Origin of the sequence: Pantoea sp. Tr-811 (genome assembly GCF_011752535.1) — a bacterium.
In the GTDB taxonomy this organism is placed as follows: Bacteria; Pseudomonadota; Gammaproteobacteria; order Pseudomonadales; family Pseudomonadaceae; genus Aquipseudomonas.
Map to the genome: position 1 here is coordinate 141,357 of NZ_VWXJ01000005.1, position 12,981 is coordinate 154,337.

General features: G+C 64.7%; 12 protein-coding genes. 3 read left to right on the plus strand and 9 right to left on the minus strand.

The window, feature by feature from the left end:
* The first annotated feature begins 95 nt into the window (after positions 1 to 95).
* Positions 96 to 962, plus strand: coding sequence for a LysR family transcriptional regulator (locus F3J44_RS09610; protein ID WP_167067644.1), 867 nt, complete (start codon positions 96 to 98; stop codon positions 960 to 962).
* Here the strand turns inward: F3J44_RS09610 and F3J44_RS09615 are convergent.
* The 5 genes from F3J44_RS09615 to F3J44_RS09635 all read right to left on the minus strand — a co-directional run bounded on the left by F3J44_RS09615 (position 936) and on the right by F3J44_RS09635 (position 5,065).
* Complete coding sequence (locus F3J44_RS09615) at positions 936 to 2,093, minus strand: HPP family protein (protein WP_167271956.1); 1,158 nt, start codon at positions 2,091 to 2,093, stop codon at positions 936 to 938. The two genes, F3J44_RS09610 and F3J44_RS09615, sit on opposite strands and share 27 nt — an antisense overlap.
* Before the next feature lie 366 nt (positions 2,094 to 2,459).
* A complete protein-coding gene (locus tag F3J44_RS30335) occupies positions 2,460 to 3,776 on the minus strand; it encodes an ATP-binding protein (protein ID WP_167271958.1) in 1,317 nt (438 codons plus the stop codon).
* Positions 3,773 to 4,441, minus strand: coding sequence for a response regulator transcription factor (locus F3J44_RS09625; RefSeq protein ID WP_167271960.1), 669 nt, complete (start codon positions 4,439 to 4,441; stop codon positions 3,773 to 3,775). The genes F3J44_RS30335 and F3J44_RS09625 overlap by 4 nt, the downstream gene beginning before the upstream one ends.
* Position 4,442: 1 nt before the next feature.
* Entirely contained in the window at positions 4,443 to 4,757 is a 315-nt protein-coding gene (locus F3J44_RS09630; RefSeq protein ID WP_167271962.1) for a PepSY domain-containing protein, read from the minus strand.
* Complete coding sequence (locus F3J44_RS09635) at positions 4,757 to 5,065, minus strand: PepSY domain-containing protein (RefSeq protein WP_167067632.1); 309 nt, start codon at positions 5,063 to 5,065, stop codon at positions 4,757 to 4,759. The genes F3J44_RS09630 and F3J44_RS09635 overlap by 1 nt, the downstream gene beginning before the upstream one ends.
* 319 nt (positions 5,066 to 5,384) lie before the next feature.
* Between F3J44_RS09635 and queD the strand changes: the two genes are divergently transcribed.
* The gene (gene queD, locus F3J44_RS09640) at positions 5,385 to 5,741 is read left to right on the plus strand and encodes a 6-carboxytetrahydropterin synthase QueD (protein ID WP_167069693.1); all 357 of its coding nucleotides are present in this window, start codon (positions 5,385 to 5,387) and stop codon (positions 5,739 to 5,741) included.
* A gap of 55 nt (positions 5,742 to 5,796) precedes the next feature.
* Here the strand turns inward: queD and F3J44_RS09645 are convergent, their stop codons facing one another.
* Positions 5,797 to 6,441, minus strand: coding sequence for a hypothetical protein (locus tag F3J44_RS09645; protein ID WP_167271964.1), 645 nt, complete (start codon positions 6,439 to 6,441; stop codon positions 5,797 to 5,799).
* Positions 6,442 to 6,515: 74 nt separating this feature from the next.
* Positions 6,516 to 6,983 carry a DUF1289 domain-containing protein gene (locus F3J44_RS09650; RefSeq protein ID WP_167069689.1) on the minus strand — a complete coding sequence of 156 codons (468 nt, stop codon included), beginning with the start codon at positions 6,981 to 6,983 and terminating at the stop codon, positions 6,516 to 6,518.
* A 406-nt stretch (positions 6,984 to 7,389) separates the two neighbouring features.
* On the opposite strand from F3J44_RS09650, the gene acnB reads away from it, so the two are divergent.
* On the plus strand, positions 7,390 to 9,999 hold the full coding sequence (gene acnB / locus F3J44_RS09655) for a bifunctional aconitate hydratase 2/2-methylisocitrate dehydratase (RefSeq protein WP_167272217.1): 2,610 nt from the start codon (positions 7,390 to 7,392) through the stop codon (positions 9,997 to 9,999).
* Between the two features lie 145 nt (positions 10,000 to 10,144).
* Here acnB and prpD read toward each other — a convergent pair whose 3' ends face one another.
* Positions 10,145 to 11,629: a 2-methylcitrate dehydratase gene (gene prpD / locus F3J44_RS09660; protein WP_167271966.1), complete on the minus strand. Its 1,485-nt coding sequence runs from the start codon at positions 11,627 to 11,629 to the stop codon at positions 10,145 to 10,147.
* Between the two features lie 140 nt (positions 11,630 to 11,769).
* The gene (prpF, locus tag F3J44_RS09665; RefSeq protein WP_167271968.1) at positions 11,770 to 12,960 is read right to left on the minus strand and encodes a 2-methylaconitate cis-trans isomerase PrpF; all 1,191 of its coding nucleotides are present in this window, start codon (positions 12,958 to 12,960) and stop codon (positions 11,770 to 11,772) included.
* Positions 12,961 to 12,981 lie beyond the last annotated feature (21 nt).

Here is a 12,981-nt window from a genome sequence, read left to right on the forward strand (position 1 = left end):
TGCACACTCTGCAGAACCGCCCTGCGCGCGCTGCCAAGAACCGCGCAAAGGCCTTTAGAATAGGCAACCCTTTCCGCCACGAAACAGAGCAACCCATGGATATCGAACAGGCCCGGACCTTCCTGGAAATCGTGCGGTGCGGCAGCCTGGTCGCCGCCGCCGAACGCCTGTTCGTGTCACAAACCGCGATCACCGCGCGGGTGCAGCGCCTGGAGCAGCAGCTGGGTTGCCAGTTGTTCGTGCGCAGCCGCAATGGCGCCAGCTTGACCAGCGACGGTGAAGCCTTCGTCAGTTATGCCAACCAGCTGGTGCAAACCTGGGAAGCGGCGCGGCGCGACCTGCCGCTGCCCGAGGGCTGCCAACAGCTGTTGCATGTAGGGGCAGAGGTAAGCCTGGGCAACCCGATGCTGCTCGACTGGGTCAGCGCCCTGTACCACGCGCTGCCGAGCCATGCCATCCGCAGTGAGGTGAGCGACGGGGAGTCGTTGCTGCGCAAGGTGGAAATGGGCCTGCTGGATGCCGCGCTGGTGTATCAACCCACCTACGGCCCAGGCCTGCAGGTGGAGCAACTGATGGAAGAGAAGCTGATCCGCGTGCGCCGTGTCGATCGGCCCGAGCCCTACATCTACATCGACTGGGGCGAGGCCTTCCGCCGCCAGCACGATGCCGCCCTGCCTGACCACGCGCGGGCCGCCCTGAGCTTCAACCTGGGGCCACTGGCGCTGCAGTTCATTCTCGACCAGGGCGGCAGCGGCTATTTTCGCACCCGCGTGGTCCAGGCCTACCTGGACAGCGGCGTATTCGAACGGGTGCCACAGGCCCCGGAGTTCACCTACCCCACCTACCTGGTGTACCCGCGCAAACGCGACAGCGAAGCCCTGCAGCAGGCCTTCACGGTGTTGCGCCAGCTGGTGGCAGCCGGCGCCAGTGACTGGTCACAGCGCTGGGACCCGGTGATCTGAAGCGCTGCCCGCCGCGCTCAGCAACTGGCGCTTGAGCCCGGCAATCAGGTCGGTCTGGGTGATTACCCCCACCAGCTGCTCGCCGTCTAGCACCGGCAGGCAATGCAGGCCCTGCTCGCACAGCAGTGGCAGCAGCCGCTCCAGCGGGTGCTGGCTGCTGACGCTGACCACCTGCCGCTGCATCACCTGGGCCATGCGCACGGCGTTGCCGCCGAACAGGTTGCGCCAGCTGAAACGCCCGCGCTGCATGGCCGGGCCGACCAGGTCGCTGAGGCTGACGATGCCCACCAGCTTGCCTGCCTGCAACACCGGCAGGGTTTTCAGGTGATGGTTGGCGAGCAGCTTCCAGGCCTGCTCCAGGCTGGTGTCGGGCGAGGCGAACTGCACGTCGCGGGACATCAACGAGGCCGCGGTGATGCCGCCGAGGCTGCGCTGCAGGGCGTGTTGTTCGGTGGCGAGGATGATGCGTTCGAGCTCGTCGCGGGTGACGTCGACGAATTCGCCCAGTTCTTCCAGTGCCTGGTCCAGGTCGGCGGCATTGACGCCAACGCGCTCGCTGGGCAGCGGGTCGTAGGTGTGGTGCAGGTCTTTGCGTGGCGGGGCACCCTTGGGGTAGCGCACGCCGGTCAGGCGGTTGTAGGCGATGGCCACCCCCACCAGAATCAGCGCATTGAGCAGCACCGGCTCCAGCAGGTGATCGCCCAGTGCCGTCAGCCCAGGGTCGGCCAGTACCACGCTCACCGCCACGCCACCGCCTGGCGGATGCAGGCAGCGCAACAGGCACATCACCAGGATGGACAAGCCCAGGGCGGCCGCAGCAACCCACAGCTCGGCGCCAAAGCCCTGGCGCATGGCCAGGCCAAGCGCGCCGGCCAGCGCGTAGCTGCCCAGTACCGGCCACGGTTGCGCCAGTGGCCCGGAATGCACGGCGAACACCAGCACCGCCGAGGCGGCCAGCGGGCCGAGCAGGTGCAGGGCAATGCCGGGGCCATAGGCCAGGCTGGTCAGCCAACCGGCGAGGAACAGGCCAAGCAAGGCGCCGATTCCGGCACGCAGCCATTGTTTGGGGGGGATATTCAGCGACGCTGGCAGCAGACGCTGCAGGCGGCTTTCGGAACGTGAGGCAGGCATGGGGGTAATCGGGAATCTGTCGTTTTTCTAGTTAAAAAGAAAGCCCAGCCGGGTTGGCCTGGGCCTCGTATTGCCAGTGCAATAGCGCAAGGGGCTCCGTCCGTGGAGAGATGGAAACCGCAGGGTTTCGTGGGGGGGATTGTGCCGGGGGTTCCGGGATAGGGCTAATTCAAAAAAATGCGCCTGTACTGCAATTTTTTTGCATTGCTGAGATGCTGGGGCGCCCCATTCGCCTGTAGGAGCGGGCTTGCCCCGCGAAGCAAGCGACGCGGTGGATGGCACCGGCTTTGCCGGTGTTCGCGGGGCAAGCCCGCTCCTACAGGCAAGCGCAGGGGTGGGTGATTGCCTTTAGGTACAGCGCAGGCTTCAAAATTTGCGCGGCAACGCGATGCTCACACGCAGCCCGCCCAGTGGGCTTTCCAGCAACGCCAACTGACCGCCCCAGGCCTCGACGATATCGCGCACGATGCCCAGGCCCAGGCCATGCCCATCCACCTGTTCATCCAGCCGTTGGCCACGCTCAAGCACTTGCAGACGCTGGCCCTCAGGAATCCCCGGGCCGTCGTCATCAACCCATAGCTGATAGCCGTCGGCCATCGGCGCGACCCCCAGGTGCACTTCGCTGTAGGCCCACTTGCAGGCGTTGTCCAGCAGGTTGCCCAGCAGCTCCAGGACATCTTCACGGTCCCACGGCAGGTGCAAGCCCGGCGGCACCTCGCGCGTTAGCGACAGGCCTTCGCCATGGATCATGCCCAGGGTTTCGAACAACCCAGGCAGCTCGGCATCACAGTCGAACTGCGCCCCCGGCAAGGCATCCCCGGCCAGGCGCGCACGGTTCAGTTCGCGGGCCAGGCGCTGCTGAATCTGCTCCAGCTGTTCGCGCAACTGCACGCGCACCTCGGGCAGGCCCTTCAAGCGCTCGCTGGCGGCCAAGCTCAACAACACCGCCAATGGCGTCTTCAGCGCGTGTCCAAGGTTGCCCAAGGCATTACGCGAGCGGCGCAGGCTGTCTTCGGTATGGCTGAGCAGGTGGTTGATCTGGCCAACCAACGGCGCCAGCTCGCTGGGCACCAGGGCATCGAGCTGCGAGCGCTGGCCCTGCTGCAGTTGGGCGATCTGCTGGCGGGCGCGCTCCAGCGGGCGCAGCGAGCGGGTGACGGTGATGCGCTGCAGCACCAGCACGATGATCAGCGCCACCAGGCCCATGCCCAGGCCAATCTGCTGCAGGCGGCGAAAGCCCTCGCGCACCGGTGAGTAGTCCTGCGCCACGCTGATCGAGATGTCCTGGCCCAGGCGCCGGTAGTCGGCACGCAGGGCCAGCAGCTGCTGGCCTTCGGGCCCCAGCTCATGGCTGTCGGACAACCCCGGCGCCGACGGTTTGGGCATGTCCAGGTCCCACAGCGAACGGGAACGCCAGGTGCCCTGGTCGAAATCGATGCGGAAGTAATAGCCCGAGAACGGCCGTTGGTAGGCTGCGGAAACGCGCCGCTCATCCAGCTGCAAGCCCGATGGGCCGCGCACCAGGGCCACCAACAGGTTCTCGCTTTCCTTGCGCAGGCCGTTTTCCAGGTAACGCTGCAGGCCTGCCTCGAACAGCCACAAGGTCAGCTGTGCGAGCACCACGCCCACCACCACCAGCACGGCGATCAGGCCCAGGCTCAGGCGTGCCTGGATCGACTTCACCCGGCACTCCCGGCGTACAGGTAGCCCTGGCCGCGGCGTGTTTCGATGACGCTGCGGCCAAGCTTGCGGCGCAGGTGATTGACGTGCACTTCCAGCACGTTGGAATCGCGCTCGGTTTCACCGTCGTACAGGTGCTCGGCCAGGTGGCTCTTGGACAGGATTTGTTGCGGGTGCAGCATGAAGTAACGCAGCAGGCGGAATTCGGCGGCGGTAAGCTGGATGTCCAGGCCATCGCGGTTCACGCACTGGCGGCTTTCATCCAGGTGCAGGCCGGCTGCCTCCAGGGTCGGCTGGTTGGCCAGGCCCCGGGCGCGGCGCAACAGGGCCTGGATGCGCAGTTGCAGCTCCTCGGGGTGGAACGGCTTGCTCAGGTAATCGTCGGCACCGGCCTTCAGCCCTTCGATACGTTCAGCCCATGACCCGCGTGCGGTGAGGATCAGCACCGGCGTCACCAGCCCGCTGGCACGCCACTGCGCCAGCACCTCAAGCCCCGGCAAACCGGGCAGGCCAAGGTCGAGGATAATCAGGTCATAGGGCTCGCTCTGGCCTTGGTACACGGCATCGCGGCCATCGGCCAGCCAGTCCACGGCGTACCCCTGGCGCTGCAGGCCGGTGGTCAGTTCATCGGCCAGGGGCACGTTGTCTTCGACAAGCAACAGGCGCATGTCAGTCGTCTTCCTCGTCTTTGAGCAGGGCACCGCTGCTGGCATCGAGCTTGATCTCGCGCACCACGCCGTCCGTGGTCAGCAGCTCGACCTCGTATTCGTAGCGGTCATCGTCCTCTTCCAGCTCGGCCTCCAGCAGGCGCGCCCCGGGGTAACGCCCCAGGGCGGCTTCCAGCAGTTGCTCAAGCGGCAGGATGATGCCCTTCTGGCGCAGCTTCAGGGCTTCGTCCTGGTCCAGGTCACGGGCCGCAGCCAGGGAGCAGACGGCCAGCAGCGACAACGCCAGGTAGCGCGCTGGCCGGGGCAGGTGGATCATCAGTTGTCCCGTTCGTCCTTGAGCACTTCACCGGTCTTGGCATCGAGGTCGACATCCCACTCGACGTTCTGGGTGTCGCGCAGCTCGACCTTGTAGATGTAGCGGCCGTATTCGTTTTCAAGTTCGGAGTCTTTGACGGTAGCCCCTGGGTGCTTGGCCACGGCGGTGGCCTTGAGCTCGTCCAGCGACTTGATGGTTTTGGCGTTCACCAGCTTGACCACTTCGTCAGGCTGGACGTCCTTGGCCAGTGCAGCATTGGCGCCCAGGGCGAGAACAGTGGCGGTGAACAGGGCAGTCAAGGTTTTCATGTGAGCTCTCCAGCAAGCGTCGTTCAAGTTGTCTACAGGTTCGAGATTAACCAGCGGTCCTTAATTCAACCTGAAAACAACTGGCCGCATGATAGCGCAGGTCAATGAGCATCAGCGCCAAGGGCTCGCCGCGCCCGCCCCTGTAGGAGCGGGCTTGCCCCGCGAACACCGGCGCAGCCGGTGCCATACACCGCGCCGCCTGCTTCGCGGGGCAAGCCCGCTCACATGCCACCGGGCGGCTGCACGAACGCCTGCAAGCCTTGTAACGGCCATGCTGGTAGACTGCAGCAATTACTGATTGACGCAGAGTTATGACCGCGTGGAAATTTTCAAAGAGTTCACATTCGAATCGGCGCACCGCCTGCCCAACGTTCCGGCCGGCCACAAGTGCGGCCGCCTGCACGGCCACTCGTTCAAGGTGGGCCTGCACCTGACCGGCCCGCTGGACCCACACACCGGCTGGATCCGTGACTTTGCCGAAGTGAAGGCGATCTTCAAGCCGATCTACGAGCAGCTGGACCACAACTACCTGAACGACATCCCAGGCCTTGAAAACCCCACCAGCGAAGTGATCGCCAAGTGGATCTGGGAGCAGGTCAAGCCGCTGATGCCGGAACTGTCGAAGGTGCGCATCCACGAAACCTGCACCAGCGGTTGCGAATACACCGGCGACTGAACAATGCCTGTGCGCCGGCCCATCGCCTTCAGGAGCGCTGGGCCGGCGGCGTTTGTCAGACCTCGCCGAAATGATGCGGGATGCTGAGTATTTCCATCGCCACGAACCCCTCCTCCCCCTTGCGGCTGCTGAAAAAGCGCTCGCCGTGGCTCTCGAAGCGCTTGAGCGCGTAGCCACTGGGCGTTATCAGGCGCAGGTTGCATGGCCGGTCGCCGCGGCTCAGCGGCCTGCCCAGGCCATCGATGGTCCATAGCCGTGCGCTTTGCGGCTTGCGCAGAACCCCTTGCGCTTCTTCGGTTTCCCAGATGCCCACATTGCCCGACAGGGCGTCCAGGCTGGAATCCAGTACCCAGCGATACACACTGCCCACCCGGTCTGCCGGCCTGATCTCGTAATAACGGCGTTTGTCGGGCGCGACACTGCCCTGGGTGTAGGCGCCGAACCAGAATAGCTCGTAGTAGCGCTGCTCGGGTGACACATAGATGTCCGGGGTCAGGTGCTTTTCCAGCACGCCGTTTTTTTCCGATTGCAGGTAACGGTCCCAGTGGCCACGGGCTTTGCGGCTGCCGGTTTCGACCCAGATGGCGGCCAGATGGGGTTGCGCCTCGGCCCAGGCCGCCGCCTCGATGCGTGCGCCCGCACCTTGCCACCAGCAGCGCGCCAGAAAGGTATCACGGGGGGAAAACAGGTACTCGCTCATGCTGACGCTCCTCGCCAGGCCAAAGAAGCGCGTACCTTAGGAAGCCCAGGCTGCCTAGCGCAGCAGGAAGCAGCTCACCCTATCCCTTGCTGAAGGAACGCCGGGGCGATGTAGCGCTGGTAATGCGCCTCGGACAACAGGAAGAACTCGCGATCGATGGCGTCGCGCAGCTGCGGCAGCTCCCAGTCGCGAAACTCCGGCAGCAGGGCCATGCCGTAGGCTTCGAGGTCGCGGATCATGCGCGCGCCACGGGCAATCAGCTGGTAGGCCCAGCAGTATTCGGACTGCTGCTCGACGAAGCGGATCGAGCGCTGCTGCAATTGCTGGCGCAGCAGCCCTTTGTCGAACACTTCCAGCTTGGCCATCATCACCTGGGCCAGCAACTGCTCCAGGCGCAGCCACACCGCACGTTTCTGCGCCTCGTCATACCCGTTCCAGTTAATCACTTCGTGGTGGAAACGCTTGCAGCCACGGCACACCGTGTCACCGTAAACGGTGGAACAGAGGCCTACGCAAGGGGTCTTGATGGACTGGTTGGACATTGGCAAACAACGGCTTGGCGGTGGAACACGGGGTCATGTTAGCCCTTTGTCTAACCAGGGTCACCCGTTAAAGTCATGTTCAGCGCCTTACTTTCGGGCTTTTTTTGCCGTAGAATCATCCCGCCTTTTCAAAGGCAACAATGTCCGTTGGAAGCTGTTTTCAAAGCGTCACGAGCACAGTTCATCCGGTAGAACGGCGTTGGCCCGGGCCATGCATCCCTCGCATGCCCGTGCCAGCCCTCATCAGCTCCCGTTCTGCAGGCGTAAAACTTTGAAAGCAGCTTCTGTAAGGATTCTTTGCGACCCTGGCTGGGCGGCCCAAAAAGCCGTGACCGCGCATGGGTGCATCGAATGCTGGATGAGCGTCCCGGACTCCCTTTAGGGACCACTGATGAGGGTAATAACTGTGCTTGAAGCCTACCGCAAACACATCGAAGAGCGTGCCGCCCTGGGTATCGTGCCCCAGCCGCTGAACGCCGAACAAACTGCAGGCCTGGTCGAGCTGCTGAAAAACCCGCCGGCCGGCGAAGAAGCCTTCCTCGTAGACCTGATCACCAACCGCGTTCCGCCAGGGGTCGACGAAGCTGCCTACGTCAAGGCCGCTTTCCTGTCCGCCGTGGCCAAGGGCGAAGCCAAGTCGCCCCTGATCGACCGCAAGCACGCCACCGAGCTGCTGGGCACCATGCAGGGCGGCTACAACATCGAGACGCTGGTCGCGCTGCTGGACGACGCCGAACTGGGCGCCGTCGCGGCCGAACAGCTCAAGCACACCCTGCTGATGTTCGACGCCTTCCACGACGTGGCTGAAAAGGCCAAGGCCGGCAACGTTCACGCCAAGGCCGTGCTGGAATCCTGGGCGGCTGGCGAGTGGTTCACCTCGCGCCCGGCCATCGCCGAGAAGTACACCCTGACCGTGTTCAAGGTGCCTGGCGAAACCAACACCGACGACCTGTCCCCTGCCCCGGACGCCTGGTCGCGCCCTGACATCCCGCTGCACGCCCTGGCCATGCTGAAAATGGCCCGTGACGGCATCGAGCCACAGCAGCCAGGTTCGGTTGGCCCGCTGGCACAGATCGAAGCGGTCAAGGCCAAGGGCTTCCCGGTGGCCTACGTCGGTGACGTGGTCGGTACCGGTTCCTCGCGTAAATCCGCCACCAACTCGGTGCTGTGGTTCTTCGGCGACGACATCCCGAACGTGCCGAACAAGCGCGCCGGTGGCTTCTGCTTCGGCACCAAGATCGCCCCGATCTTCTACAACACCATGGAAGACGCCGGCGCCCTGCCGATCGAATTCGACTGCACCAACCTGGCCATGGGCGACGTCATCGACGTTTACCCGTTCAAAGGTGAAGTACGCCGCCACGGCAGCGACGAGCTGGTTACCAGCTTCGAGCTGAAAACCGAAGTGCTGCTGGACGAAGTTCGCGCTGGCGGCCGTATTCCGCTGATCGTTGGCCGTGGCCTGACCGAAAAAGCCCGCGCCGAGCTGGGCCAGGGCGCATCCAACCTGTTCAAGAAGCCAGAGCAGCCTGCCGACACCGGCAAGGGCTTCACCCTGGCGCAGAAGATGGTCGGCCGTGCCTGCGGCCTGCCAGAAGGCCTGGGCGTGCGCCCAGGTGCCTACTGCGAGCCGAAGATGACCACCGTCGGTTCCCAGGACACCACCGGCCCGATGACCCGCGACGAGCTGAAAGACCTGGCGTGCCTGGGCTTCTCGGCTGACCTGGTGATGCAGTCGTTCTGCCACACCGCGGCCTATCCGAAACCGATCGACGTCACCACCCACCACACCCTGCCAGACTTCATCCGCACCCGTGGCGGCGTGTCGCTGCGCCCAGGCGACGGTATCATCCACAGCTGGCTGAACCGCATGCTGATGCCAGACACCGTGGGCACCGGTGGCGACTCGCACACCCGCTTCCCGATCGGCATCTCGTTCCCGGCCGGTTCCGGCCTGGTGGCCTTCGCCGCCGCCACCGGCGTCATGCCGCTGGACATGCCAGAATCGATCCTGGTGCGCTTCAAGGGCAAACTGCAACCGGGCATCACCCTGCGTGACCTGGTCCATGCCATCCCTTACTACGCCATCCAGAAGGGCCTGCTGACCGTCGAGAAGAAAGGCAAGAAGAACGCCTTCTCGGGCCGCATCCTGGAAATCGAAGGCCTGGACGAACTGACTGTCGAGCAGGCATTCGAGCTGTCCGACGCCTCGGCCGAGCGTTCCGCTGCCGGTTGCACCATCAAGCTGCCGGAAAAGGCCATCGCCGAGTACCTGCAGTCGAACATCACCCTGCTGCGCTGGATGATCGGCGAAGGCTACGGCGATGCCCGCACCCTGGAGCGCCGCGCCCAGGCCATGGAAGCCTGGCTGGCCAAGCCTGAGCTGCTGTCGGCCGACGCCGATGCCGAATACGCCGAGATCATCGAAATCGACCTGGCCGACGTCAAGGAGCCTGTGCTCTGCGCGCCGAACGACCCGGACGATGCCCGCCTGCTGTCCTCGGTACAGGGCGAGAAGATCGACGAAGTGTTCATCGGTTCGTGCATGACCAACATCGGCCACTTCCGCGCCGCCGGCAAGCTGCTGGACAAGGTCAAGGGTGGCATCCCAACCCGCCTGTGGCTGGCCCCGCCAACCAAGATGGACGCCCACCAGCTGACCGAAGAAGGCTACTACGGCATCTACGGCAAGGCCGGTGCGCGCATGGAAATGCCAGGCTGCTCGCTGTGCATGGGTAACCAGGCACGTGTGCAGACCGGTTCGACCGTGGTTTCCACCTCGACCCGTAACTTCCCGAACCGCCTGGGCGACGCGACCAACGTGTACCTGGCTTCGGCCGAGCTGGCCGCGGTCGCTTCGATCATCGGCAAGCTGCCGACCGTCGAGGAGTACATGCAGTACGCCAAGGACATCGACAGCATGGCTGCCGACGTTTACCGCTACCTGAGCTTCGACCAGATCGCCGAGTTCCGCGAAGCGGCGGCCAACGCCAAGATCCCAGTGGTTCAGGCGTAAGCTTCAGTTGTAGGTTGTAGACAAAAGCCCCGGCAGTGATGCCGGGGCTTTTTTGTACCTGATAGATGAGCGGCGCATCGCGAGCTGCGCTCGCTCCTACCAGGCCTGCGTCAATCCTGTAGGAGCGAGCGTAGCTCGCGATTTTTCACAGCACAAACAGCTCCACAAACCTGTGCACGGGCGTCTGCTCCAGCGCCTGCTGGTTTTTGCACAAGGCGAAAATCTGCTCGCACCGCTGCCGCGCAAACCGCGTCGCCAGGTTGCCCCTGAACTTGGCCTCCAGCAACGGTATGCCCTCCCCGCGCCGCCGCCGGTGGCCTACCGGGTACTCCACCAACACCTGCTCGGTGCTGCTGCCATCCTTGAAGAACACTTGCACTGCGTTGGCGATCGAGCGCTTGTCCGCTTCCAGGTACTCGCGGCTGAAGCGCGGGTCTTCGACCACTTCCATTTTTTCGCGCAAGCGGTCAATGCTGGGGTGGTTGGCATGGAAGGCATCCTCGTAATGCTCAGCCACCAAAGCCCCGAAAATCAGCGGCACCGCCACCATGTACTGCAGGCAATGATCGCGGTCGGCGGCATTGGCCAACGGGCCGCTCTTGGAAATGATACGAATCGCCGACTCCTGGGTGGTGATGACGATACGGTCAACCTCATGCAGGCGGTTGCGCACCAGCGGGTGCAAGGCAATGGCCGCCTCGCAGGCGGTCTGGGCATGGAATTCGGCTGGGAAGCTGACCTTGAACAGCACGTTCTCCATCACATAGCTGGCCAGCGCCTGCGGCAGGCGCAGCTCGTACTGGCCGGCAGGCTTGAGCGCCAGGTCCTTGTTGGTGTGGCTGAACGACACCTCGTAAAAGCCCCACTGCGGCGCGGTCAGCACCCCCGGCACACCCATTTCGCCACGCAGGGCAATATCGGCCAGGCGTACGCCCCGGCTGGAAGCATCGCCCGCCGCCCACGACTTGCGCGAGCCGGCATTGGGCGCATGGCGGTACGTGCGCAGCGCCTGGCCATCGACGAAGGCGTGGGACAAGGCTGAGAGCATCTGCTCGCGGTTGGCGCCCATCAGCCGGGCACACACCGCCGTGGAGGCGACTTTGACCAGGATCACGTGGTCCAGGCCCACCCGGTTGAAGGCATTTTCCAGCGCCAGCACGCCCTGGATCTCGTGGGCCATGACCATGGCTTCGAGCACATCGCGCATCAGCAGCGGTGCTTCGCCGCTGCTCACGCGCTTTTGCGACAGGTGATCGGCAACGGCAAGGATGCCGCCGAGGTTGTCCGAGGGGTGCGCCCATTCGGCAGCCAGCCAGGTGTCGTTGTAGTCCAGCCAGCGCACCGTGCAGCCGATGTCCCAGGCGGCCTTGACCGGGTCCAGGCGGTAGGCGGTGCCGGGGACGCGGGCGCCGTTGGGCACCACCGTGCCTTCCACCAGGGGGCCGAGCAGCTTGGTGCATTCAGGAAAGCGCAGGGCCAGGAGGCCACAGCCAAGGGTGTCCATCAGGCAATTGCGTGCGGTGTCCAGCGCCTCGCTGGATTCGACCCGGTAGGTCAGGGCGTAGTCGGCGAGGGTTTGCAGCACCCGGTCGTAGTCCGGGCGGTCGTTCAGGTCCACATTGGCGCTCATAGCCTGCTCCTGTGAATGGAGCTGCCTTGCAACCCTTCGCAGGCAAGCCCGCACCTACAGGTGCGGTGTGTAGGAGCAGGCTTGCCTGCGAAGGGCCGCAAAGCGGCCCCCACTAACGAAAGCCGAGCGCCTGGGGTGCGTTAGAAGCTGTCGCCGGGCACGCGAACCCAGCCTTCCATCAGCACGCGAGCACTGCGGCTCATGATTGCCTTGGTCACCGTCCACTCGCCATCCACCTGCTGCGCCTCGGCGCCAACCCGCAAGGTGCCGGACGGGTGCCCGAACCGCACCGCACTGCGCTCCCCACCACCCGCGGCGAGGTTGACCAACGTGCCCGGAATGGCGGCAGCGGTGCCAATTGCCACGGCGGCGGTGCCCATCATCGCGTGGTGCAGCTTGCCCATGGACAACGCGCGCACCAGCAGGTCGATGTCGCCAGCCGCGACGGCCTTGCCACTGGAGGCAGTGTAGGCGCTCGGCGGCGCGACGAAGGCCACCTTCGGCGTGTGCTGACGCCCGGCGGCCTGGTCGATGTGTTCGATCAGGCCCATGCGCACGGCGCCGTAGGCCCGAATGGCCTCGAAGCGCTGCAATGCCTGCGGGTCGCCGTTGATCGCGTCCTGCAGCTCGGTGCCGGTGTAGCCGATGTCGGCGGCATTGACGAACACGGTGGGAATCCCGGCGTTGATCAGGGTCGCCTTGAAGGTGCCGACGCCTGGCACTGCCAGGTCATCCACCAGGTTACCGGTGGGAAACATCGCGCCGCCGTCGCCGTCTTCGTCGGCAGCCGGGTCGAGGAATTCAAGCTGCACTTCGGCGGCCGGGAAGGTGACGCCATCGAGTTCGAAGTCACCAGTTTCCTGCACTTGGCCGTCGGTGATCGGCACATGGGCGATGATGGTCTTGCCGATATTGGCCTGCCAGATGCGCACGGTGGCGATACCGTTGCGCGGGATGCGCGCCGGGTCGACCAGGCCGTTGCTGATGGCGAACGAACCGACGGCGGCGGAAAGGTTGCCGCAGTTGCCGCTCCAGTCGACGAAAGCCTTGTCGATGGCGACCTGGCCGAACAGGTAGTCGACATCGTGGCCGGCCTTGAGGCTGTGGGCCAGGATGACCGTCTTGCTGGTGCTGGAGGTGGCGCCACCCATGCCGTCGATCTGCTTGGCGTAGGGGTCGGGGCTGCCGATTACCCGCAGCAGCAGCGCGTCGCGGGCCGGGCCTGGGGCCTGGGCCGCTTCGGGCAGGTCTTGCAGGCGGAAGAACACGCCTTTGCTGGTGCCGCCGCGCATGTAGGTGGCAGGGATCTTGATTTGAGGTGCATGTGCCATGGCTGTGCTGTCCTGTATGAA

What these genes read in the sequence shown, in the direction of transcription:
- F3J44_RS09610 (WP_167067644.1), top strand. Translation starts at nt 96, where the DNA reads ATGGATATCGAACAGGCCCGGACCTTCCTGGAAATCGTGCGGTGCGGC.
- F3J44_RS09615 (WP_167271956.1), bottom strand. Translation starts at nt 2,093, where the DNA reads ATGCCTGCCTCACGTTCCGAAAGCCGCCTGCAGCGTCTGCTGCCAGCG.
- F3J44_RS09625 (WP_167271960.1), bottom strand. Translation starts at nt 4,441, where the DNA reads ATGCGCCTGTTGCTTGTCGAAGACAACGTGCCCCTGGCCGATGAACTG.
- F3J44_RS09630 (WP_167271962.1), bottom strand. Translation starts at nt 4,757, where the DNA reads ATGATCCACCTGCCCCGGCCAGCGCGCTACCTGGCGTTGTCGCTGCTG.
- F3J44_RS09635 (WP_167067632.1), bottom strand. Translation starts at nt 5,065, where the DNA reads ATGAAAACCTTGACTGCCCTGTTCACCGCCACTGTTCTCGCCCTGGGC.
- F3J44_RS09645 (WP_167271964.1), bottom strand. Translation starts at nt 6,441, where the DNA reads ATGAGCGAGTACCTGTTTTCCCCCCGTGATACCTTTCTGGCGCGCTGC.
- F3J44_RS09650 (WP_167069689.1), bottom strand. Translation starts at nt 6,983, where the DNA reads ATGTCCAACCAGTCCATCAAGACCCCTTGCGTAGGCCTCTGTTCCACC.
- prpD (WP_167271966.1), bottom strand. Translation starts at nt 11,629, where the DNA reads ATGAGCGCCAATGTGGACCTGAACGACCGCCCGGACTACGACCGGGTG.
- prpF (WP_167271968.1), bottom strand. Translation starts at nt 12,960, where the DNA reads ATGGCACATGCACCTCAAATCAAGATCCCTGCCACCTACATGCGCGGC.